Raw genomic sequence first — 22,225 nt, 5'->3', positions numbered from 1 at the left:
GGTTATTTAAGCGAAGCCAAAATATTTCCTGCGCCTTGAGAAAGCAACGCATCGGCCACCTCTGTACCCAACTCTTCCGCGCGTAATGCATCGCCGGTAGCACTGGCAAAAAGTAATTCGGTGCCGTCAGGTTTACCTACCATCCCGGTTATAGTAAGTGAGTCTTCACTAAGGGTTGCAAAGCTGCCTATCGGCACTTGGCACCCGCCTTCTAAACGGGCGTTCATAGCACGTTCGGCACGTACCCGCGTCGCTGTGGTGGAATGATTCAACCTGCTTAAAAGTGCAATCAATTCATCGTCATCGTTGCGGCACTCGATCCCCACAGCGCCCTGACCCACCGCGGGAAGCGAAATGTCGGGCGGAAGTTGTTGGGTTATCCGATCGTGCATGTCGAGCCTTATCAAACCCGCAGCCGCCAGTATTATCGCATCGTATTGGCCATCGTCGAGTTTGGCTAAGCGGGTGTTTACATTGCCTCGCAAATCGCGAATGTCCAAATCGGCGCGGTAGCGCCGGAGCTGACATTGACGACGCAAACTTGAGGTACCCACCACCGCGCCGTGAGGTAGTTCATCTATACTTTGGTAGTTATTGGATACGAACGCATCAAACGGATTTTCGCGTTTACAAATCGCGTATAAACCAAACTCATCTGGAAAAGCCACAGGTACATCTTTCATAGAATGAACAGCAAGATCTGCGCGCCCCTCTAGCATCGCAACTTCAAGTTCTTTTATAAACAGCCCCTTACCGCCGATTTTTGCCAAAGGCGTATCTAAAATCTTGTCGCCTTGTGTGCTCATTGGCACGAGTTCAACGGTGAGGTCGGGATAGTGGAGCTGAAGTTGGCTTTTAACGAAATTTGCCTGCCACATAGCTAACGCACTTTTACGGGTTGCGATGCGAAGAGAGCGGGGAAAAGATGATGAAGACATGAATTTCTCTAAATGACTTTGATTAACTGCAAAAGAGCGTTTATTGCAACGGCAAAACGCGAGTGATAAATTCAGAAATATCTTTTATTTCTGCCATACATACGTTGTGCTGCATAGTATAGGTATGCCAAGTGCAATTGTATCCGTTTTCTTTGAGTACTTTAAACGCTGTATTTCCCAAGAACACCGGCACTACTTCATCCTGCTCGCCATGGGCAACAAAAACAGGTGTTTTCTTGTTAGCTTCATGCGCTTCAGTCGCCAGGTTTTGTGGCTCGCACATATAAGTCGATAGCGCCATAATGCCCGCTAGACTTTGGTGAAAACGCGTGCCTTCATGCAGCGCAATTACCCCACCCTGAGAAAAACCAGCCAGTAAGATTCGGTTGGCCGATACGCCATCCGCTATCTGCTTTTCAATTAAGCGGCGAACTTGGGCTGATGATTCTATGACCCCAGTAACATCCGCTCTGCTATTAAAGTCTAACGATTTTATATCGTACCAGGCACGCATGCGCATCCCGCCATTGATAGTAACGGCGCGTTCTGGGGCGTGAGGGAAAATGAACCTTATTCGATGGTTGTCTGGTAAAGACAATTGCGAAACGATAGGTGCAAACCCATGCCCGGAATCTCCCAGTCCGTGCATCCAGATCACACAGGCGTCGGCTTCCTGAGTTGGATTAACTTCTACAAAGGGGAGTAAAGAATGGGACATATTACAGTTCCTAGTTCGTTGGTATTACGCACTTCAATAACTTAAAAGTGAATTATTACGGCTTTATAACAGGTTATGCTACCATTGCTTTTAAAAATCACCACCACTTGATAACGTTGTTATACCGAATATGGCATCTTTACTTGGCAATTTATTTATTCTCGCAGCGCCATCGGGCGCAGGAAAATCCAGCCTGATCAAAGCGCTACTGGAAAAACATGATGGCTGTGCAGACTATCCATTGCAAGTCTCGGTTTCTCATACTACCAGACAGCCCAGACCCGGAGAGGTGGATGGTATCCATTACCACTTTGTCAGCCGCGAACAATTCGAAACTTTGATTGAACAAGGGGTGTTTTTTGAGTACGCAGAGGTATTTGGTAATTACTATGGTACCTCAAGAGTGACAATCGAGCAGACATTGCACCGCGGCGTAGATGTGTTTCTTGATATCGATTGGCAAGGGGCGCGCCAAGTTAAAAAGATACTGCCTGATGCGTGTAGTATTTTTATTTTACCCCCCTCAGTGGCAACCTTGCGTGAACGATTAAGTAAACGAGGGCAGGATTCTGCAGAGGTTATCGAAAGTCGTATGAACGAAGCGGTGGCAGAGATGTCTCATTTCGGCGAATTTGACTACATATTAATTAATGATGATTTTTCCACTGCTTTATCGGAATTAGAAGCGTTAGTATGTGCGCAGCGTTTACGCACCCAAAAACAGGCTCTACGTAATGTGGACTTACTCAGTCAGCTGGTAGGTAGCCGCGAATCCTGAAGATTTACCAATCGTACAAAAATAGGGCTACACCTTCACACGTAACACGTGTATACTGTGCGGCCGTTTTTTATATTCGCACTAATCAATTTCGGAGATATACATGGCTCGCGTAACCGTAGAAGATGCCGTAGACAAAATTGGCAACCGTTTTGACCTGGTTTTGGTCGCTGCACGCCGTGCTCGCCAATTGGCAACAGAGGGTAAAGACCCAATGGTAGATGTTGCAAACGACAAACCTACCGTTACTGCTTTACGCGAAATTGAAGCGGGTTACGTCACTACCAAAACGTTGGAAGAAGACGAAATGCGTGACCAAGAGCAGCAAGAAAGAGCGGAGTTTGCTTCAGTAGCAAACATTCTTTCTGAGCAGTAAGCGCTGCCGTTAAATGTTTAAAAAAACGCCAGTGAAATGTCATTCACTGGCGTTTTAGCATTGGCATAACTCCTTTTTATTCGTATCCTTTAATTAGTTACATTCAAAAACGGAAACCTCACTTCTGTGTACTTATTTGAAGGGCTAAAACAAAAACTTTCCGACTATCTGTCTCCAGATCGCGTATTACTGGTTCAGAAAGCGTATGTTTTAGCAAAAGATGCCCACGATGGACAAATGCGGTCCAGTGGCGACCCGTATATTACGCACCCGGTAGCGGTGGCAGGTATTCTTGCCGACATGCACCTTGATCACGAAACATTGATGGCCGCTTTGTTACACGATGTCATCGAAGACACCCATTATAGTTTCGATGATTTATCCAGCAATTTCGGCAAGACGGTTGCTGAACTGGTCGAGGGCGTGAGTAAACTTGATAAAATAGAGTTCAGCACCAAGCAGGAAGCGCAGGCAGAAAACTTTCGTAAAATGATGATGGCGATGGTGCAGGATATCAGGGTTATCCTGATCAAATTGGCCGATCGCACGCATAATATGCGAACATTGGGGTCTTTGCGCCCCGTGAAGCGTCGTCGTATTGCGTTGGAAACGCTGGAAATATACGCCCCAATTGCGCACCGTCTGGGTATTCACGATATTAAAAATGAACTTGAAGATTTAGGTTTTCAGGCCATGTATCCCATGCGTCACCGGGCACTTAAGTCGGCGGTAAAGCAGGCGCGGGGTAATCGTAAAGAAATTATCGATAATATTCGTCAGGAGCTCTCTACACGTCTGCAAGAACACCAAATCAGCGGCGAAGTAATAGGCCGCGAAAAGCATTTATATTCCATTTATCGCAAAATGAAAAATAAGGAATTGATGTTTAATGAGGTGATGGACGTATATGCCTTCCGCATCCTGGTTGAGTCGGTAGACAATTGCTATCGTTCTTTAGGTGCGATGCATAGCCTTTACAAACCAATTGAAAACCGTTTTAAAGATTATATCGCTATTCCCCGTACCAATGGTTATCAATCCCTGCATACGTCGCTAGTGGGCCCGCATGGTATTCCCGTTGAGGTACAAATTCGTACCCGTGCAATGGATCAGATGGCAGATAAAGGGGTAGCGGCCCATTGGTTGTATAAATCGCCGGACGACAGTGATACCACCGCACAATTGCGCGCACGCAAGTGGATGCAAACTTTGCTGGAATTGCAGCAAAGTGCCAGCACCTCTTTTGAGTTCATTGAATCTGTTAAAACAGATCTTTTTCCTGAAGAGATTTACGTATTTACCCCCGACGGTCGCATTATTGAGCTACCCATGGGTGCTACCGCAGTCGATTTTGCCTATGCGGTTCACTCCGATATTGGTAACACCTGTGTCGGGGTCAGGGTAGAACGACGAAATTACAGCTTAAGTAAGCCACTGGAAAATGGGCAGACCGTTGAAATTATTACGTCTCCAAAAGCCAAGCCCAATGCGAATTGGCTAAACTTTGTGGTTAGCGCCAGGGCGCGCACCCGAATCCGTCAGTATTTACGTAAGCAGCACTCTCAGGAAGCAGTGAACATGGGTAACCGATTATTACGCCATGCGCTTGGTTCCATTAAACTGGATGACATCGCTCAAACAGATATAGACAGAGTGGTCGCTGAAACCAAACATAAAACGTTCGATGATTTGCTAGTGGATATTGGCCTAGGGAACGAACTGAGCGCGATTGTTGCAAGACGATTGTTAGGTGATAGTGCAGAGTTACCCGAGCGAAAAGGGAATGTAGCAATTCGTGGGACAGAAGGCTTATTGGTACACTTCTCTCGTTGCTGTCATCCTATCCCCGACGATGAAATAATCGCTGTACTCAGCCCTGGACGGGGCATGACTATTCATCAGACAGGCTGTAAAAACATTCGTAAATTGACTCGCGAAGAACCGCAACGGGTATTGCCCATGCAATGGGATGACAAACCTCAAGGTGAATTTAAAGCAGCTTGTCGCATTGAACTCTATAATCATCAGGGCACGCTAGCTACGCTGACAAATATGATTTCCAGCTGCGATTCAAATGTGATTGGTCTGCAAACAGAAGAAAAAGAAAGTAATATTTACTTTGTTGATATTGAGTTGACCACCCATAACCGCGTTCATCTTGCGCGCATTATGCGCAAGATAAGAACGATGCCTGAGGTACAGAGAGTTTCGCGTCACAGCCAGTCTCGTAACTAGCGTGTGTGAGGTGCTGTTGCGTAAAATACGTTTTCTGCGGGCTTTCGAAAAAAGTATGAGGCAGGGAGCTTAGTAATCTCAGTAAATGGCGACTCACGTCATGGCAGCACGAAAATTCACCCCAATGGGTAATGTTTGTAACACAACTGGACAACCGTGCGCTGTAAAGCTTAACACCAAAATGCAGCGCGCATGATACTAAAACAGGAAATATTATGGCTAAATCGATTATTCAAACGGATAACGCCCCTGCAGCGATAGGCACTTATAGCCAAGCAGTGAAAGCCGGCACAACCGTATACCTGTCAGGGCAAATACCACTAGATCCAGCAACAATGGAATTGGTGTCAGATAATTTTGAATCACAGGCAGAACAGGTATTTGAAAATTTAAAAGCTGTATGCTCGGCAGCCCGCGGCTCTATGGATGATTTAGTAAAAGTAAATATTTACTTACTGGATCTTTCTCATTTTGCCACGGTAAATGAAATTATGAGCCGATATTTCAATAAGCCTTACCCTGCCAGAGCGGCTATTGGTGTAGCCCAGCTACCTAAGTCTTCGCAAATCGAAATTGATGGCATAATGGAATTGCCGGAGTAATACCCGCCTGTGATGATATGGGCATGAATAATATCGAAAAACGTTAAACCTACTAATAACCAGACATCCCAGCTGTATTGAGAAAATTATGTCTCCAGAACGCTATCAACGCATACGCACTATGTTGGCAAAACGCCAGACAGATCTGACCGTTTGTTTGGAAAATGTGCACAAGCCCCATAATGTTTCTGCCGTGGTGCGCACCTGCGATGCCGTGGGTATCCATCGGGTGCATACCGTTTGGGACCAAAAGTACAAATTACGTGGTGGCACGGCAATGGGAAGTCAGCAATGGGTTAGACAGACTAACCATGACAATATCACTGATGCGCTTGGGCATCTTAAAAGCAAAGGTATGCAAGTGTTAGTAACCCATCTGTCTGATACGGCAGTGGATTTTCGAGAAATAGATTACACCCAACCCACTGCTATTTTATTCGGCCAGGAAAAGTATGGGGCAACCGACGCCGCCATTGAAATGGCCGATCAAGATATTGTTATCCCTATGCTGGGCATGGTGCAGTCTTTAAACGTTTCAGTAGCAGCGGCGTTGGTGTTGTATGAAGCGCAGCGCCAACGAGAGATAGCAGGAATGTATGATCAGCAGCACCTTAGCGAGCAGTCCTGTCAGGAGATATTATTTGAGGGGGGGTATCCCCGGTTGTATCCCTTGTGTAAGCAAAAAGGTATTGCCTACCCGCCCATCGATGAAAACGGTCAAATTGCCGCTGACGAAAGCTGGTGGCAGCAAATGCAGTTAACTCCTAAGGCAATGAGCGCGCTAAAAGCGGATGAATCTTCCTAAAAACTATTAGAAATAAGAATAATGGATTGAAGGTCATATAGGGTTATACAAGCAATCCGCAAATAGTTATGACCAAATCCATTTGCTTAGCCCTAGTCTTATAGTCGTTTGCTGCTAGTCATTATGCTTACGCATACACACCTACTTTTGCTGAAAGTGCAATAGAAGTGCGTTCGTTGCTTAATGACATGAATGTACCTGACATAAAAGAAAAAGATGCTGACGATTCGCCCTTTAGTTTAAAAGCGCTACTAATGCGAAAACCTACTATGGTGCTTTTTTATAGAGGTGGGTGGTGTCCCTACTGCAATCGGCAGCTTGCCGAGCTCAAATACATCGAAACGGATTTGATAAAACTCGGTTATCAAATATTAGCAATTTCACCTCAGTCACCTACCCAACTCCAGAATCAAAAGTTTGATGCTAAACAAGCAGTTACATCGTTCACAGATGAAGGTTTACAAGCAATTAAAGGATTTGGTGTAGGTTTTACTGTGGATGCAGCTACGGTGGCAAAATATAAAGAATATGGCATAACGCTTACTAAAAGTGCGCAGGGACAGCCCGTATTACTCACTCCCAGCCTATTTATCGTGGCTACGCAAGGTATGGTACAAATGAGTTTGGTTAACCCTGACTACAAAGTACGCCGCTCAGCCGACTTTGTGGTGGCCATTGCAAAAACATTTGCGAAGCGATAGCCGTTCGGAGTGTTGGTTGCTCACATTACCGCTGATAGGGATAGAACATCGCCTAATCCGCTTCACGCTAGTGACTTTTTGCGGTTATACTGCGGCTACTTATAAATAGCCGAGGGAACTGGCTGCGATGCAGTCTCTAGCGCACATGCCTCTGACCCAGCTAAAAGGAGTCGGGGCCAAGGTAGCCGAAAAGCTCCAAAAAATTGGTATTTATACGGTTCAGGATTTGCTTTTTCATTTGCCTGCCCGTTATGAAGATCGTACCCGCATATACAGCGTGGCTGAATGTCGTCCTTTTAGTCATGTAAGCGTCATTGGCGAAGTTATGCAAGCCGATATTCAATATGGTCGAAAACGCATGCTGGTAGTCAAATTATCTGATGGAACTGGCACTATTACCCTTCGTTTTTTTCATTTCGGCGCTGCACAGCGGACGATCCTTTCTCCGGGAAATCGTTTGCGATGCTTTGGTGAGATCCGAACGGGCAAGACCGGTCTCGAAATAATGCATCCAGAATTTGCTCTACAAGATGAAGGCGCGGCGTCTGTAGAAGAAACCCTGACACCGGTTTACCCCACAACAGAAGGGATAAAACAGCTTACATTGCGCAAGTTAACTGAACAGGCACTTGCATTACTTAGCGATAAAAACCTTACCGATTTAATGCCTGAAGGTTTGTATGAACACCAAATTCCTTTGCATGAAGCCTTGCATACGGTTCATAGACCCACTGCGGACGTCGCGATTGAAACGTTTGAAAATGCAGAGCATCCTGCGCAAAAGCGGCTTATCTTAGAAGAATTACTTGCCCACCACTTGAGTGTGCTAAAAGTACGACAACAGGCTGATGCTCAGCCCGGTATCCCATTAAAAGATGCGCCAGCTTTGCGTAATAAATTACTCAATTCGTTACCTTTTTCGCCTACAGGCGCCCAACAAAGAGTAGGGGACGATATTCTTAACGATTTGAAAAACGCTCGGCCTATGATGCGATTAGTGCAAGGAGACGTCGGCTCTGGAAAAACGCTGGTAGCCGCCCTTGCTGCATTAACCGCTATAGGAAATGGCTACCAGGTTGCGCTCATGGCACCAACAGAGTTGCTAGCTGAACAGCATGCGGTTAACTTTAGAACGTGGCTGGAACCCCTCGGAATAGAAGTGGGCTGGTTGGCGGGGAAGTTAAAAGGCAAAAAACGAGAGGAATTACTCGATCGCCTCGCGAACGGCGATATTCAGATGCTCGTTGGAACCCATGCAATTTTTCAGGAAGCAGTAGACTATCAGCAACTTGCTTTAGTAATTGTCGATGAACAACACCGTTTTGGTGTTCATCAACGGCTGGCATTACGAGAAAAAGGGCGCGTCCAAGGTCGGTTTCCCCACCAATTAATCATGACGGCAACGCCGATACCCCGCACACTTGCAATGACCGCCTATGCAGATTTGGATACATCGGTTATCGATGAACTTCCCCCCGGCAGAACCCCAGTTACCACCGTGGTCCTGCCCGACACACGTAGGGCAGATGTTATCCAGCGCGTTTACGAAGCATGCAAAACGAATGGCAGGCAGGCTTACTGGGTGTGTACGTTGATTGAAGAATCCGACGTGCTGCAATGTCAAGCCGCCGAGGACGCTGCAACGACATTACGTACCGCATTGCCGGAACTACGCATCGGTTTAGTTCACGGCCGTTTGAAAGCGAATGAAAAACAAGCAGTGATGGCTGAGTTTAAGGCCGGTAAACTCGACTTATTAGTTGCGACAACCGTAATTGAGGTCGGCGTAGACGTACCGAATGCCAGTATCATGATTATTGAAAACCCAGAGCGTTTAGGATTGGCGCAGCTGCATCAGCTACGGGGACGCGTTGGCCGTGGCGCGGTAGAAAGTCAGTGTGTATTGATGTATCAAAGTCCGTTATCGAAAACAGCGACACAGCGATTAGGCGTGCTAAGAGAGTCGAGTGACGGCTTTTATATCGCCCAGCGGGATCTGGAAATCCGCGGTCCGGGTGAATTGATGGGCACGAAACAAACGGGCATTGCTGATTTGAAAATTGCCGACTTGGTGCGCGATGCCTCACTTATCCCTCAAGTACAGCAGATCGCCAACCGCTTGTGGACAGAGTATCCAGCAAACGCCCAAGCTATTATAAATCGCTGGATTGGCGTGAAGGAGCAGTACGGTCATGCTTAATACATTGCCTGTCTATGTCGAGAATGCCAGCGAAGCAGTGCATCAAAAAGCCCAATTGCTGTGCGCAAAGTGGGGATTCGAACGCGTAAAACAACAGCCTACCGAACTCGGGTTGTGTTTTGAAAACGAGCACCTGGTGCTCAAGGATTTCACCGAACCCAAGCAGCATGGAGTCGCCGTAGATTTCCTATCGGCACAAGTTCAGTACCGTAAGCAATATGGCGGTGCTTTTAAAGAACCATTAGTAAAAGCGTTCGCTGTTAAATCGAATCATCAGTTGACGATTATAGATGCTACGCCTGGATTGGGGCGTGATGCTTTCGTGTTGGCCAGCGTAGGTTGCAGGGTAATATTGGTCGAGCGTTCCCCTGTCGTCGCCGCACTACTGGCGGATGGTATCGCCAGATTGGTAGCGCAACAACCCGAAATGGCTGAACACATTTCACTTATTCATGGCGATAGCATATCAGTTATGCAAAACTGGTCCCAAGGACCAGTGGATGGCGTTTATTTAGATCCCATGTTCCCACATCGCAAAAAATCTGCTTTAGTTAAAAAGGAGATGCGGGTATTTCAGCAACTGTTGGGACACGACCTGGACGCTGATAACTTGTTGACGCCAGCTAAGGCCTTGGCCAGGTCGCGGGTTGTGGTGAAGCGTCCCAATAGTGCGCCAGTGCTAGCTGGATGCGAACCATCAATGGCAATTACCAGTAAAAAACACAGATTTGATGTATATCTAATAAAAACAAAATAGGAGAATCCGATGATTCAAGTTGGCAGTTCATTACCTGAAGTTACCCTAAGCGTATTAAAAAATGGAAAGATGACGAACCCCCATGTAAACGAACTGTTCGGCGGTAAGAAAGTCGTGCTGTTTGCCGTGCCCGGCGCGTTTACGCCCACCTGCACGCAAACTCATTTACCGGGTTATGTTGCGTTGGCGGATAAGATTAAAGCAAAAGGCGTAGATTCAATTATTTGTATTTCGGTTAATGATGCGTTCGTAATGGACGCTTGGGCTAAGGCTACTAATGCCGAAGGCATTATTATGGCTGGTGACGGTAACGGCTTCTTCGCCGAATCAATTGGGATGGATGTTGATACTGGCGAGTTTGGCGGCGTGCGCTCAGTGCGATACTCCATGCTGGTTGAGGATGGTATTGTTAGAAAACTAAATATTGAGGATCCGGGCAACTTTGAAGTAAGTGACGCCCAGACCATGTTGAACAGCCTTTAGTGGACAAGGGGGAGTGCCCCCTTCACTTTAATTTTTCATTTTTACGCTGTATTTATCTGTATAATTCCCGCGTTTATATGATTCGGGTTAACTAACAAATGGTAAAGCAGCGGGACGTGATAGTAATTGGCGCAGGCGCAGCAGGATTATTCTGCGCTGCGGAAGCGGGCAAGCGCGGTCGTAAAGTTGAAGTCCTTGATCACGCCAAAAAAGTAGGCCGCAAAATTCTGATGTCTGGGGGGGGGCGTTGTAACTTCACCAACATGTATGCTTCACCAGAAAACTACTTATCGCAAAACCCGCACTTTTGTAAATCCGCCCTGAGTCGCTACACCCAATGGGATTTTATCTCACTGGTGGCTGCTTATGAGATACCTTACCACGAGAAAACATTAGGCCAGTTGTTTTGTGACCAGTCAGCTGCTGATATTGTCAACTTGCTCTTAAGCGAATGCAGCAAATATGGTGCAGAAGTCACCACCCGATGCGACATTATAAGTCTGGAGAAAGTGGCAGACAAATTTGTAGTACATACTTCGTTGGGCGAATACCACGCAGAATCAGTGGTTATCGCTACGGGGGGGTTAAGTTTACCCAAATTAGGGGCTACCCCATTTGGCTATAAAATTGCAGAACAATTTGGTTTGTCGGTTTTACCCACACGGGCAGGTTTGGTTCCATTTACATTGCATGATCAAGACAAACACGTGTTCGCAGACCTAAGTGGAATCGCGGTAGATGTATCGGCAGGAAACCATCGCAACGCTTTTAGCGAAGCGATGCTTTTCACTCACCGAGGCCTAAGTGGCCCTTCCATGTTACAGATTTCATCATACTGGGAACCGGGTGAATCCATCGACATCAATTTACTGGCTGCGGCACATGAGTCAATTTTAGTTGAAGCGAGGCAAACTTCTCCCGACGCTCAGCTATCAACGGTGTTGGCTAAACACTTTCCCAAACGACTAGCGCAAGTCCTGATTGAAGTAAATAAGTGGCAAAATCTGCCCATCAAACAATTTTCAGTTAATCAGTTAAAAGCTATGGAACAGGCGTTAGCAGGGTGGAAAATTAAACCTAACGGTACCGAAGGTTATCGAACAGCGGAGGTGACCTTAGGCGGGGTCAATACCGATGAACTTTCGTCTAAAACCATGATGACTAACAAAGTAGAAGGTTTGTTCTTTATTGGCGAAGTAGTAGATGTCACTGGCTGGCTGGGAGGGTATAACTTTCAGTGGGCGTGGAGTAGCGGGTGGGCTGCGGGACAAAATGCGTAATGTTAGTTAACGACAACAATATTTCCCCATACCCTTAAATAAAATTAAGTGTGCTCCGAGTTGGTGATGTCTCCTCTACATTTGGGGCATTAAATTAAGGCGACTGGCGGGATAGCGAACTCGGTCGCTTTTTTGTTCTAACAATATGCCACAGTATGACACGCGTTTGTTACGACAGAAGCCCTGCTTTAGGTAACAAGACTTTGAATTCACATGAGTGGAAGGTACTTGCTCTGCAACGAGGTAAACATAATGGCGAATAGCAATGCATTATAAATAACCACGCTCCATTGCAACTAAAAAATCCTCGACCATTGGATGGGCGAGGATTTTAAATGGATTATATTTTAACTGATAATTAATCTGCCCATAATAAGAAATCCGACCATAGGTTTGCATCAGACCATAGGTTTGCATCAGACCATAGGTTTGCATCAGACCATAAGTTGGCATCAGACCATAGGTTGGCATCCGACCATAAGTTAGCATCAGACCATAAGTTAGCATCAGACCATAAGTTTGCATCAGACCATAAGTTTGCATCAGACCATAGGTTTGCATCAGACCATAAGTTAGCATCAGACCATAGGTTTGCATCAGACCATAGGTTGGCATCAGACCATAAGTTGGCATCAGACCATAGGTTGGCATCCGACCATAGGTTGGCATCAGACCATAGGTTGGCATCAGACCATAGGTTTGCATCAGACCATAGGTTGGCATCCGACCATAGGTTGGCATCCGACCATAGGTTGGCATCCGACCATAGGTTGGCGTCAGGACGCATCACCCCGTTCACCCACCGCTTTCCATTACCATCAACGTAGTGAGGCTGTCCATATTTATCAACCTCAACTGTGCCTTGGTAATGCTGGCCTTCATATAGCTCTGCAACAATATCCAGACCTTGATTGGCACAGCCAATTCGGCGTGATTTAACGGCTTCTATCACATTCAACGTTCCAAACCCTTGTTTAAAGATAGAATAAGCTGTCGCATCCTGGGTCGCCAAAGGAACAGATGTTGACTTCAATCGACACTTAATATCATCCGGCGTTAACGTTGGATCCGCTGACAACATCAGAGCTACAGCGCCACTCGTAATAGCTGTCGAAATAGAAGTGCCATTAGCCATGTAGTGATTTTGAAGTCCGAAATTATCCGGCCTTAACATGCCAAGCTGAGAGTCACTATCTAATAAACCAATAACGTGATGGCCGGGGGCGACCAGATCGGGCTTTGCAAAGCCGTCAATGGTTGGCCCCACACTCGAAAATGACTTAATGTAATCATCGAAAAGAAAACCGGGGGTGTAATTATCTGAACTAGCACCGACTGTGATCGCATAAGGATTGTTACCCGGCGTATTAATACTGCCATACCCTTCTTCGCCGCGATTGCCCGCTGATGCAACAACCACAATTCCTTCGCTCCACGCCTTAGTCACCGCGTAATTTAAAGGGTCCAGAAAGTATGGGCTCCGGATTCTGGCACCAAGAGATAAATTTAGTACATCAACACTCAGGGTGTCATTGTTTTCAATGATGTAATCAATCGCTTTGATAACATCAAACAAACTCCCTTTTCCTTCTGTACCCATAGCCTTAACGATGACAAGATCTACATCAGGTGCAATGCCGTGATAAGATCCGGTTTTCTTGCCTTGAAATTTTGTTTCAGTACTATTTGCAATCACGGAAGTAACATGCGTACCATGTCCGTAGTCATCATAAATATCGACACCGCCATGGGCATTGTATTCTACGATATGACGCTTACCACCTTGCGTATTGCGCTTAATTTCTTTGAAGGGAGTCAGTCCTGTGTCAATCATCGCTACAGTCACACCCGCGCCAGTAATACCTTGCTTATGAAGTACATGAGCTCCAATTGATTCAGCAACAAACGTGTTGTCCCGTGATCTGTCATAATCATCATATCCCTTTTGTGAAGTGACAGAGCACCCTTCAGACATTTGGACATTGATTTGAATATCTGACTGCTCAACGTCCCTCGTCATTTCACTGAATTTTAATGTGATCTCATCGCCAGAGACAATTTCAATAGGAGCGCTTGTGGTATAGCCGCCTTCCGTAGTTGGAACAAAGGAGAGGCGTTGATTACCAACACTTATCCTTATTAAATCGCCCGTTTGGGCGCGATCAGATGTTACTTGTATGTCTTGGATATACATACTCTCGGCTTGGTGGTAAAGCTTCCATCGAAACCCGTTTCCTTGAATCTTAATATTGTTGGAGCCAAATACGCGGCAGGTGCCTTCGCTGTCTGCAGAGACAGACACGTTTTTGTAAACAAAATCAATGTTTTCATCTTGTCTGATTTTATCAGCTTCAGATTTGCTCATCGTAACGTTATGCAATTCCATAGTTGATAAAGACTGTATTTCGGAAACGTTATAATTGCCTAACACCGCGCCGCCATCATTTGTTTTTACAACATAATCGGCAAGCTCTGATGCTTGTGCGAAGGTACTCATGGAAATTATCGTTGCCAGAATAGTTTTCTTCATGCTTGTCATTATAAACCTCTATTTTTATAGTTCTTGTTCAAACTTTATACTACATGTCCTCCCGAAAAAAGCATTCAATTAAAAATAAATACTTCGAGTTGATGACGAGATGTGAATTTTTAAGAAAAATGGATTGCAGTAAAATTAAGCGGAGACGGTGCTAAACACCCAAGAAAACAAGGTTGTCAAATTATCGCGTGTACTAGATGGAAAGGTACTGTAGGTCAGTACCTTTCGTATTGCTCGCAAAGATAGACTCGGTCGGTGCAAGCCAGAATCGGCGTTTTTGATGGGTTTCCCTGATAGTGTTAATATCCTTTACTATGCTGCTTCTTATATCATGATGCATCCTTTCTCATTAGCACTGTCCTTTATTATATTTTTTGCAAAACGCACTCAATAAAAAAGTGAGCCGCATTCTTATAAAGAAATCGGTGTATATTATATTGGCTGCTACATACCAGTAGGTCTATGCAACGAGAGCATCGGAGAAGTGGTTCAAGCATGACATGCAAAAAGAGGTTTGTTTTTTTTATGCTATTAAACAAGTCGCGTCCAAAGTGGAATTTTGCCGATTTCGAACAGTCTGTTTATCCCCATTATATTGTCATTTATACCTTTCTCCCAATCGTACCTTCGTATTATGTATAAAAACATTTGACATTTCATAGTGTTGCATTACTATCCCGCGCTCCGCGAACGCGGTGACGGAATTTATATTTGTTTTTATTATAAGGAATGAACGAATGAAACGTACATTATTAGCTTGTTCACTGGCTGTTTTTAGTAATATGGCGTTAGCAAATTGGGTGGGACAGCTTTCTTACTCCAGTCTTTCTGATGATGACCCTAACGCAGACGTTTCTTTAGGAGCCATAGGTGCTTCCGTCGGATACCGCTCTCAAATGACTGAAAGCTTTTATCTGACTCCCGAGTTACGCCTAGGAACAGGCATTAATGAAGAAGAGTTGTACGGTGTAGAGTTAAGCATCGATAACTATTATGGTGTGGGCATCCGAGGTGAATACCTAGCGAATGACGTATTTTACCTATTAGCCAGTGCTGCATATTTGAAATTCAATTTTGACGCTGAATATCTTGGCTACGCGGTAAGCGAAGGCGAATCTGAGTTCGGTGTAGGCATTGGCGCAGGTTATAACATCAACGAAAAAGCGAGCATTGAAGCGACTTTCGAGACATTCGATGGCGTTGACTTATTAAATTTCGGCGTCCGCTTTAAATTTTAAGCTAGTTAATAGTTAATTATTTTCTACGTTGAAATAAGAAGTCGATAATGCAGTTATCGACTTCTTTATAGACAATATTATAAATACCTGTAAGTTCCCCATTTACTGATCTTAAAGCTAATAAACTATATTGCTTTGGCATTTAAGAGAAATTCAAAGACCGTTGTGTGACGAAGGAAGTCTTGGTTTTCATCACGAGGGCCGTAGCTGCTCTTGAGGCTCATCCACTCTCTGACGACACTATGTAGTCATCACCACGAACGTAATTTTTAACGTTTCTTCGGTGTTGACGTAGCGTATGATTTTCGCCCCGATGATCCTAATTTTTAATACTGATTAAATATCTCTTCGCTGGTTAAGTGGGTCAACGTTACCCTTTAAAAGAATACCGAGCGTTATGTAAATAAAAATACTAATTTCCCGTTATCTCACCGTATCCTTTCCCAACAAAACCACCGCTGGACGTTATGCGTCCCTCCCAGTATTGTATCGAAAGATTATTTCGGGAATCCCGAGTGATAGTTTCAATAATAATCGGCGAGAAATCGGAGATAGTGACTCGCCATTTTTGCGGGTAAGTTCGATTATCAACGTTTAAAGACTCAACCACAGACATACTGATATCGTCCTGCTTCAGCGCTTTAGCACTGCCGTCAGCAGCAATAATGGTACCCCCACAATACTCATACACTTCTTCGCGGCCCCGTATACAAAAAAGCATTAAGCCATTTTGCAGATCCTTGTCGACTAAACTAAACCAATCCCAGCCAATCTGGTCTTTGTCCAGTAAGCTAGCTGACCATTCTCTGTCGTACCAAGCATGGCCAGTGACAACGTGGTCTTGTCCCGCAAAGGAAATCTCCCCCGTAACGCGCAAAAAGGGATAGCTAAAATAGTAGGAAGCGTGGCCGCTTTGGGTTTTCTGACTGTAACCGTTCGTGCCATGCAGAGTGACAGGACTGTTATTTAACAACAGGGAAACTCCATAGCCTTTTTCTGCGGCGTTTAGTTGTAAGGGAAGAAAGCTGCTCTTTTCGCTTCGTAATTGCCAATCGTCAATTACCGCTTCGAAAGGCGCGCTTGTTACATCTGCTTGGCCTGAACGAGCAAAGCGCTCAAAGGCGACGTGTTTTTGTTCGTGCTGCATGGCGAAATGAGCAAAATACAGGTTGTTATCCCACCAGACGGATTTAATCGGGCTGGGCGCAAGAGTACGGAACAGCGTCCATTGGACACCAAAGCTTTCGCCCGAATCGCTTGTCAGATTAGCGGTTAGATACCACCATTCAATACCCTGTTCTTGGTGTATACCATGGTCTTCGGGGAAAGTAATACTGTATCCCTTTTCAACGGCTGTGCCACTGGCTATTGCCAATGCTGAGTGCTCTGACCGTTCGGGAGGCGGGTGGCACGCAAACAACACCCAAACGAGTAGCAGCAAACCGTATCTTATCCTCATGTCACGTGGCTCCCTTATCTACTTTTGTTAGCATTCTTATGGGTAAATACGCGCAGGCAGTAGAAATAGCCACCAGGGTTAAACAGGTTATCCCCAACGCGGGCAAGTCAGGATTGAAGTGAATGGTCCACCCGAATGCAATTGGCATCACATATTTAAGCAACACCCAACCTAAGACAAACCCTAAAGGCAGACTAAGTAGTGTAGTAAACAATACAACAAGCGCGGTCTGCGATAATTTCATTATCCATAACTGAGTCTGGGTCACGCCAAGTTTGTGTAATATCGATAGCTGCTCTAGCTGGTCAGTGCTTAGGCTCAAAAGACTTGTGCACAAGCTGATAAGTGCGATAGCGAGAATAAAACCGTTGAGTATTTTAGTGACGACAAATGTGTCATTGAATAACTCGCTGGCATAACGTTTAAAGCGCTGATTAACATAAATTTGGGTACTATCCTGCTCAAATGTATTGACTAAACGCTCACTAAAATTGTCTACCGAATAATCTTCTTTAAGGCGAATAGAATAACCAATAAATTCGGTATGTAAGGCGCTATGGTTATGGACTTCTTCAAGCGTTAGCAACTTAATGCGAGGGTTACCATAATCATAGAAAAAACCTGATATCCGGCAACGTACTCGTATCTCATTTTGAGTAAAATAAGCTAAGCTTCCCAGCTTTACACCGAATTTTATTGCGCTCTGTTCATTCGCTAAGCAACCCTTTGGTTTAAAGCTGGAAAGCGACACCTTGGCGCCAGATGTTAAGCTGATATGCTGGTAATGCTCGGGGGTATTTCCGAAACTTTCCAGCGTGGCGGGGATACCGTTTACACTACCCATGCTTTGTTGGTAAATACTGACGAGAGTGACTTCAGGCTGGGCGTCCAGCGCTTTACGTAAATTTCTATTATCTGCATCAGTGCGTAAGTATATGTCTGCACTAAGTTGCTTTTCGAGATGGTTATCTAATGTCACGGCAAAGCTTTTTACCATTATCTGCATACTTAGTGCTGTTCCAAGCGCCACTAAGATAGCCACAATAGCCACATGTAATTCTTTTACGTGAAAGCGGGTGTCTGCGTGTAACCATTGGGCGAGTGGGCTGGTGAAAGCGATGGGTAAAGACGCTATTTGTTGCAATAACCTGGGCGTAAATAAAATGAACAGGGTTAAAATGCACAAGCACAACAGCAACGCCTGGTACTCAGTTGCAGCGTTATAGAACAACCATATTCCGCCCCCTACGCAGATTGCAAAGCTGCTAAAAAAGGCGGGGCGACTAAATTTGCTAATTTGTTTAGATTGCGACAATAAGATCACCGCCATTGCAACAAGGTTTAAGCCAAACCCTAACAATACTTTTGACCACTGCCAGTTAATGATAAGTGCTTTGTCGAGATCATATAACCCGACCAACGTTCTATTTATATCTAATACCAGTAGGTTGGAAATAAAATAGCCGCCTGCGGTCCCTAAGAGGGCGGTAAACAAACTTAGGGTAATAAGCTCGATGAGTAGACTCAAACCGATTGCCTGTTTGGTGCATCCAAGCAAGTGCATTTGGGTAAGAAGTTTTTTTCGTGCAGTTAGTGTTAACTTTATGGCGTTAAAACTTAAGAAGGCAGCAACAATATAACCAAGCATAGCTAAGGCGGTTAAATTGAAGAAAAATGCTTCTGATAGAAGACTGAAATTTTGGTGTTCTGCCTCTACCAGTTGAGCTTTACCAGCGATTACGTTTTTTATCGTGACTATTTGCGTCTCTGTTAATTCAGATAACTCAATAAAGCTAAGTTGTCCTTTTGCATCCAGTAAATAATCAGCGGTGGCCAGATCCGTAAGGGCCCACAGGCCAATGTCCTCAACGAAGTGTAAATCTGGTTGACGACGGTCTTTTTGAAGCTTTAGTGGTATTTTGTCGCCTTGGTCGGTGATAAGGCGTTGAGCAAACTGGGCGTCTACCAGCAAGCTTAAAAACGAATTTTCGACACTAGTCTGTTTTGAATGTTTTCCACCAGTCCTTTCGTTATTTAACCAGAGCAACGTATTTACACCTTGAATAGCCAGTGAACGGCCTTCTTCGGTTTTGAGTGTGCCGCGTAAAACGGGCTGTGCGTTCGTCATACCTAAACGGCGTAGATTAATCCACAATGAACCGTCAATATACTTCGTCCCAGTGAGTGGTTTAACAAAATGGGTAACCGGATTACTTATCAAAGCGGATGACGCTTGATAGCGATTTTGGGCTTCCTGATTTAGCCCAGCGATGGCGGTTAAAAGTGCGCTTCCCAAGCTTAATCCAAGTACGAAGAGTGCAATTAACCACGGATGCCTACGGTAAAAGGCTAAATGACTGGATAATACCAGCCGGATTTCACTAATCGAGTTGCCCATCTTTTAGCGTTTTTACATTTTGGAAATATTCAGATAACTGATGGCTGTGGGTAACCATGATCAAGTTAATTTGTCTCTCGCGGCATAGCTCAGTCAATAATTGCACCACTTGATGCGAGCGCTTTAAATCCAAATTGCCAGTGGGTTCATCGGCTAAAACAAGGTGAGGGTGATGGAGTAAAGCCCTCGCTATACCTACACGTTGTTGCTCGCCGCCTGACAGCTGGTGAGGCAATGCACTAAGTTTGTGCGCTAGACCTAAAGCATCAACAAGCTGATCAAACTCATCCGCGTTCTGGGTAGGGAAATTTAGTTTGTGCTGAAACATTATATTCTGTTTCACGGTGAGACATTCCAGGAGCTGATAGTGCTGAAAGATCAGCCCGATTTTTCGTCGGTAGAAAGCAAGCTCATGTTCGTTTAGGCGAGTAAGTTCTTGGCCATTCACTTTTACCGCGCCACTATCAGGTTGTAGCAGGCCAGCTAACAAATGTAAAAGAGTCGTTTTGCCGGAACCGCTGTCACCCAGCAGAGCCATATGCTCGGCTTTTGGTACTGACAAATTAAGCGCGTTTAGTATAGTGTGTGTTTGGCTGCCATCCGCGCGGCTAAAGCACACATTTTTTACTTCAATCATATCTGCCTCAGTAGCTTTTCCTTAGCTTAGCATGTCAATTCAAACTCATTCCATTAAACGAATTGTGCGCTTAGTCGCGAAGAGCGTATCGATTCTAGCGCTTTAGCAGTATTGCAGTGGTTGAGTAGGCCTATAGCCAGCGCAACGCCCTTCGCTAATTAATGCGAAGGGAATATTATGAGCTAACTTTTAAGTGGTTATTCGCACCCTGTTGTACTTAATAACAGTGGTTCCGCTGCACACCGTTTGTTTTTCCTTTTTGGTAACCGTACAAAAGGTAAAAAAAGGGGTATGCATAGAAATATGTATTTCACCCCCTGTATCGTATTAATCACCCGAATGCGGAGCCACACTTAGTACTCAGTACTAAGTACTAAGTACTAAGTACTAAGTAGAAATTATTCTGATCTCGTTAATGCTTATCGCCACGGCTCTGGAATTTGCGCTCTTCCGTGTTAATTTTTATCCATTCGCCGGTGCTGATGTATTCAGGCACTTGGACAACCAATCCGGTAGATAACGTTGCAGGCTTAGTACGCGACGTTGCAGATGCACCTTTGATAGAGGGATCTGTTTCAATAATTTCCAGCTCAACGCTCATAGGTAAGTCAATTGCTACTGGCGCATCGCTTACAATGACAACCTGAATGCCATCGGTCTCTTCATTAAAGAACAATGCTTCTTCGGCAATACTGTCTTTGTGCAGGTGATAGGGTGTGTAGTCTTCTTTATCTAAAAACACATATTCGTCGCCATCCATGTAAGAAAACATAGCAGGGCGACGCACTAAATCTGCCATTTCCAGTATATCTGAATCTTTAAATGTTTCGTCAAACTTTGCGCCTGTGACCACGTCATACATACGCATGCGGTAAATGCTGCCGCCAGCTCGACCTTGCGGAACAGAGCGCTCGATATCTCTGACGATACAGGTTTTACCGTCAAACACGATAGTATTATTCTTTTTGATTTCACTTGCCTTTGGCATATATCTTATCCTGTCATTAAAAACGCCAGCGTTATCAGGCGTAATGAGGTAAAAGAGTTATTCTCTTCTATTTTTCATCGCAGCGAAAGCGACTTTCTAGGGCAGTGAATATAATTAGCAGAAGTTGTATTAACCATTTCTGTTTACGCCTTTCCAATTTCTATTGAGCTGTGCCCATTATTAATGGGAAAAGGAACAAGAGTTGACTTGTAAAGTTATTGTGAAACGATAATATATTACTGTTTTAATTTAATATTAATGGGGTTTTATGTTATCGGCTATTTCAAAAGTTATCGTTTGGGCCTGTATCACCGTGATATGCGTTACGCCGGTCGTTTATCTTTATTTCATAGTTAATGTAGACTCTTTAGCACACTTTACCAAAGCGAGCCTATCGCTTCCTATTCAGTGGGATACGGTAAGTTTGGCCCAGTGGTATGCACTACTAAGCGTTACTTTTATCTACCATGGTATAGGATTGGTTAGTTTGTATGTGCTCAGCAAAGCATTCAAAAACTTCGCTAAAGGGGAATTGTTCAACCACAGCAATAGCCAAAACCTGCGATGGTTCGCACTGCTTATTTTCATACAAGCTATAACGAGACCCATCCATTATGCATTTTCCAGTGTAATCCTTTCGTTTAATCATCCGACGGGTGAGAAAGTGCTGGCTTTCCTAGTGAGTAGCGAAGAGCTAAAGATTATTGTACTGGCGGGTATAATGTGGGTTATCAGCGAGTTAGTCGTTAAAGCAAGGGTGTTTGAAACAGAAAACAAGCAGTTTGCTTAGAGGCTTACATGTCAATAGTGATTAAATTGGATGTGGTAATGGCAGAAAGAAAAGTGAAGGGTAAAGAGTTGGCTGAAAAAGTCGGCATTACCGAACAAAACTTATCGCTGCTTCGAAATGGAAAAGTAAAGGGGATACGCTTTTCGACGTTGGCAAAAATATGTGAAGAACTATGTTGCCAACCCGGTGAGCTAATAGAGTATAAAAAATAGAATAAGAAAAGACTGTCGTAGTGCAATTGTCTTTGTTAATTTGATATCGCTTTTTTTTGATAAAAATACAGTATTAAGAGCCTGGAGCTTT

At 44.7% G+C, this 22,225-nt stretch carries 20 protein-coding genes; 13 read left to right on the top strand and 7 right to left on the bottom strand.

The window, feature by feature from the left end; all coding sequences use genetic code 11:
- Nucleotides 1-2: 2 nt before the first annotated feature.
- Nucleotides 3-938: a hydroxymethylbilane synthase gene (gene hemC / locus OPS28_RS04710; RefSeq protein WP_265608286.1), complete on the bottom strand. Its 936-nt coding sequence runs from the start codon at nt 936-938 to the stop codon at nt 3-5.
- A 40-nt stretch (nt 939-978) separates the two neighbouring features.
- On the bottom strand, nt 979-1,656 hold the full coding sequence (locus tag OPS28_RS04705; protein WP_265608285.1) for an alpha/beta hydrolase: 678 nt from the start codon (nt 1,654-1,656) through the stop codon (nt 979-981).
- 130 nt (nt 1,657-1,786) lie between these two features.
- On the opposite strand from OPS28_RS04705, the gene gmk reads away from it, so the two are divergent.
- The 10 genes from gmk to OPS28_RS04655 all read left to right on the top strand — a co-directional run bounded on the left by gmk (nt 1,787) and on the right by OPS28_RS04655 (nt 11,873).
- Nucleotides 1,787-2,434, top strand: a complete 648-nt coding sequence (gmk, locus tag OPS28_RS04700; protein WP_265608284.1) for a guanylate kinase — start codon at nt 1,787-1,789, stop codon at nt 2,432-2,434.
- 103 nt (nt 2,435-2,537) lie between these two features.
- Complete coding sequence (gene rpoZ / locus OPS28_RS04695; protein ID WP_265608283.1) at nt 2,538-2,810, top strand: DNA-directed RNA polymerase subunit omega; 273 nt, start codon at nt 2,538-2,540, stop codon at nt 2,808-2,810.
- A gap of 126 nt (nt 2,811-2,936) precedes the next feature.
- Complete coding sequence (gene spoT, locus OPS28_RS04690) at nt 2,937-5,045, top strand: bifunctional GTP diphosphokinase/guanosine-3',5'-bis pyrophosphate 3'-pyrophosphohydrolase (RefSeq protein WP_265608282.1); 2,109 nt, start codon at nt 2,937-2,939, stop codon at nt 5,043-5,045.
- A gap of 215 nt (nt 5,046-5,260) precedes the next feature.
- A complete protein-coding gene (locus OPS28_RS04685) occupies nt 5,261-5,647 on the top strand; it encodes a RidA family protein (protein WP_265608281.1) in 387 nt (128 codons plus the stop codon).
- A gap of 88 nt (nt 5,648-5,735) precedes the next feature.
- Nucleotides 5,736-6,452 (top strand): tRNA (guanosine(18)-2'-O)-methyltransferase TrmH, encoded by a 717-nt coding sequence (trmH, locus tag OPS28_RS04680; RefSeq protein WP_265608280.1) that lies wholly within the window; start codon nt 5,736-5,738, stop codon nt 6,450-6,452.
- Nucleotides 6,453-6,619: 167 nt separating this feature from the next.
- Nucleotides 6,620-7,153 (top strand): peroxiredoxin-like family protein, encoded by a 534-nt coding sequence (locus tag OPS28_RS04675; protein WP_265608279.1) that lies wholly within the window; start codon nt 6,620-6,622, stop codon nt 7,151-7,153.
- Between the two features lie 127 nt (nt 7,154-7,280).
- On the top strand, nt 7,281-9,353 hold the full coding sequence (gene recG / locus OPS28_RS04670) for an ATP-dependent DNA helicase RecG (RefSeq protein WP_265608278.1): 2,073 nt from the start codon (nt 7,281-7,283) through the stop codon (nt 9,351-9,353).
- Nucleotides 9,346-10,110 (top strand): class I SAM-dependent methyltransferase, encoded by a 765-nt coding sequence (locus OPS28_RS04665; RefSeq protein WP_265608277.1) that lies wholly within the window; start codon nt 9,346-9,348, stop codon nt 10,108-10,110. Before recG ends, OPS28_RS04665 begins: the two co-directional genes overlap by 8 nt.
- Before the next feature lie 9 nt (nt 10,111-10,119).
- Nucleotides 10,120-10,593, top strand: a complete 474-nt coding sequence (locus OPS28_RS04660) for a peroxiredoxin (RefSeq protein WP_265608276.1) — start codon at nt 10,120-10,122, stop codon at nt 10,591-10,593.
- Between the two features lie 98 nt (nt 10,594-10,691).
- A complete protein-coding gene (locus OPS28_RS04655; protein WP_265608275.1) occupies nt 10,692-11,873 on the top strand; it encodes an NAD(P)/FAD-dependent oxidoreductase in 1,182 nt (393 codons plus the stop codon).
- A 358-nt stretch (nt 11,874-12,231) separates the two neighbouring features.
- On the opposite strand, the gene OPS28_RS04650 is transcribed toward OPS28_RS04655, so the two are convergent.
- Entirely contained in the window at nt 12,232-14,412 is a 2,181-nt protein-coding gene (locus OPS28_RS04650) for a S8 family peptidase (protein WP_265608274.1), read from the bottom strand.
- Nucleotides 14,413-15,149: 737 nt separating this feature from the next.
- Between OPS28_RS04650 and OPS28_RS04645 the strand changes: the two genes are divergently transcribed.
- Entirely contained in the window at nt 15,150-15,650 is a 501-nt protein-coding gene (locus OPS28_RS04645) for an outer membrane beta-barrel protein (protein ID WP_265608273.1), read from the top strand.
- A gap of 412 nt (nt 15,651-16,062) precedes the next feature.
- Here OPS28_RS04645 and OPS28_RS04640 read toward each other — a convergent pair whose 3' ends face one another.
- From OPS28_RS04640 to efpL, 4 genes are all read right to left on the bottom strand, one after another.
- Nucleotides 16,063-17,109, bottom strand: a complete 1,047-nt coding sequence (locus OPS28_RS04640; RefSeq protein ID WP_265608272.1) for a lipocalin-like domain-containing protein — start codon at nt 17,107-17,109, stop codon at nt 16,063-16,065.
- 1 nt (nt 17,110) lies between these two features.
- Nucleotides 17,111-19,507 (bottom strand): ABC transporter permease, encoded by a 2,397-nt coding sequence (locus tag OPS28_RS04635; RefSeq protein WP_265608271.1) that lies wholly within the window; start codon nt 19,505-19,507, stop codon nt 17,111-17,113.
- Entirely contained in the window at nt 19,491-20,144 is a 654-nt protein-coding gene (locus tag OPS28_RS04630) for an ABC transporter ATP-binding protein (protein WP_265608270.1), read from the bottom strand. The genes OPS28_RS04635 and OPS28_RS04630 overlap by 17 nt, the downstream gene beginning before the upstream one ends.
- A gap of 412 nt (nt 20,145-20,556) precedes the next feature.
- A complete protein-coding gene (efpL, locus tag OPS28_RS04625) occupies nt 20,557-21,132 on the bottom strand; it encodes an elongation factor P-like protein EfpL (RefSeq protein ID WP_265608269.1) in 576 nt (191 codons plus the stop codon).
- 268 nt (nt 21,133-21,400) lie between these two features.
- Here efpL and OPS28_RS04620 point away from each other — a divergent pair, with 268 nt between their 5' ends.
- On the top strand, nt 21,401-21,922 hold the full coding sequence (locus tag OPS28_RS04620) for a DUF2975 domain-containing protein (protein WP_265608268.1): 522 nt from the start codon (nt 21,401-21,403) through the stop codon (nt 21,920-21,922).
- Between the two features lie 8 nt (nt 21,923-21,930).
- Nucleotides 21,931-22,134: a helix-turn-helix domain-containing protein gene (locus tag OPS28_RS04615; RefSeq protein ID WP_265608267.1), complete on the top strand. Its 204-nt coding sequence runs from the start codon at nt 21,931-21,933 to the stop codon at nt 22,132-22,134.
- The last annotated feature ends 91 nt before the right edge of the window (nt 22,135-22,225 follow it).

The organism is Alteromonas sp. ASW11-130, assembly GCF_026183735.1.
Classification (GTDB): domain Bacteria; phylum Pseudomonadota; class Gammaproteobacteria; order Enterobacterales; family Alteromonadaceae; genus Alteromonas.
This window is presented reverse-complemented; position numbering and strand designations above follow the sequence as displayed.

Bases quoted from the DNA above. Each gene is read 5' to 3' on its own strand.
- OPS28_RS04615 (WP_265608267.1), top strand. From the start codon at position 21,931: ATGTCAATAGTGATTAAATTGGATGTGGTAATGGCAGAAAGAAAAGTG.
- OPS28_RS04645 (WP_265608273.1), top strand. From the start codon at position 15,150: ATGAAACGTACATTATTAGCTTGTTCACTGGCTGTTTTTAGTAATATG.
- rpoZ (WP_265608283.1), top strand. From the start codon at position 2,538: ATGGCTCGCGTAACCGTAGAAGATGCCGTAGACAAAATTGGCAACCGT.
- OPS28_RS04685 (WP_265608281.1), top strand. From the start codon at position 5,261: ATGGCTAAATCGATTATTCAAACGGATAACGCCCCTGCAGCGATAGGC.
- OPS28_RS04660 (WP_265608276.1), top strand. From the start codon at position 10,120: ATGATTCAAGTTGGCAGTTCATTACCTGAAGTTACCCTAAGCGTATTA.
- gmk (WP_265608284.1), top strand. From the start codon at position 1,787: ATGGCATCTTTACTTGGCAATTTATTTATTCTCGCAGCGCCATCGGGC.
- OPS28_RS04655 (WP_265608275.1), top strand. From the start codon at position 10,692: ATGGTAAAGCAGCGGGACGTGATAGTAATTGGCGCAGGCGCAGCAGGA.
- trmH (WP_265608280.1), top strand. From the start codon at position 5,736: ATGTCTCCAGAACGCTATCAACGCATACGCACTATGTTGGCAAAACGC.
- OPS28_RS04630 (WP_265608270.1), bottom strand. From the start codon at position 20,144: ATGATTGAAGTAAAAAATGTGTGCTTTAGCCGCGCGGATGGCAGCCAA.
- OPS28_RS04620 (WP_265608268.1), top strand. From the start codon at position 21,401: ATGTTATCGGCTATTTCAAAAGTTATCGTTTGGGCCTGTATCACCGTG.
- OPS28_RS04665 (WP_265608277.1), top strand. From the start codon at position 9,346: ATGCTTAATACATTGCCTGTCTATGTCGAGAATGCCAGCGAAGCAGTG.
- OPS28_RS04635 (WP_265608271.1), bottom strand. From the start codon at position 19,507: ATGGGCAACTCGATTAGTGAAATCCGGCTGGTATTATCCAGTCATTTA.
- OPS28_RS04650 (WP_265608274.1), bottom strand. From the start codon at position 14,412: ATGACAAGCATGAAGAAAACTATTCTGGCAACGATAATTTCCATGAGT.
- OPS28_RS04640 (WP_265608272.1), bottom strand. From the start codon at position 17,109: ATGAGGATAAGATACGGTTTGCTGCTACTCGTTTGGGTGTTGTTTGCG.
- efpL (WP_265608269.1), bottom strand. From the start codon at position 21,132: ATGCCAAAGGCAAGTGAAATCAAAAAGAATAATACTATCGTGTTTGAC.
- OPS28_RS04705 (WP_265608285.1), bottom strand. From the start codon at position 1,656: ATGTCCCATTCTTTACTCCCCTTTGTAGAAGTTAATCCAACTCAGGAA.
- recG (WP_265608278.1), top strand. From the start codon at position 7,281: ATGCAGTCTCTAGCGCACATGCCTCTGACCCAGCTAAAAGGAGTCGGG.
- hemC (WP_265608286.1), bottom strand. From the start codon at position 938: ATGTCTTCATCATCTTTTCCCCGCTCTCTTCGCATCGCAACCCGTAAA.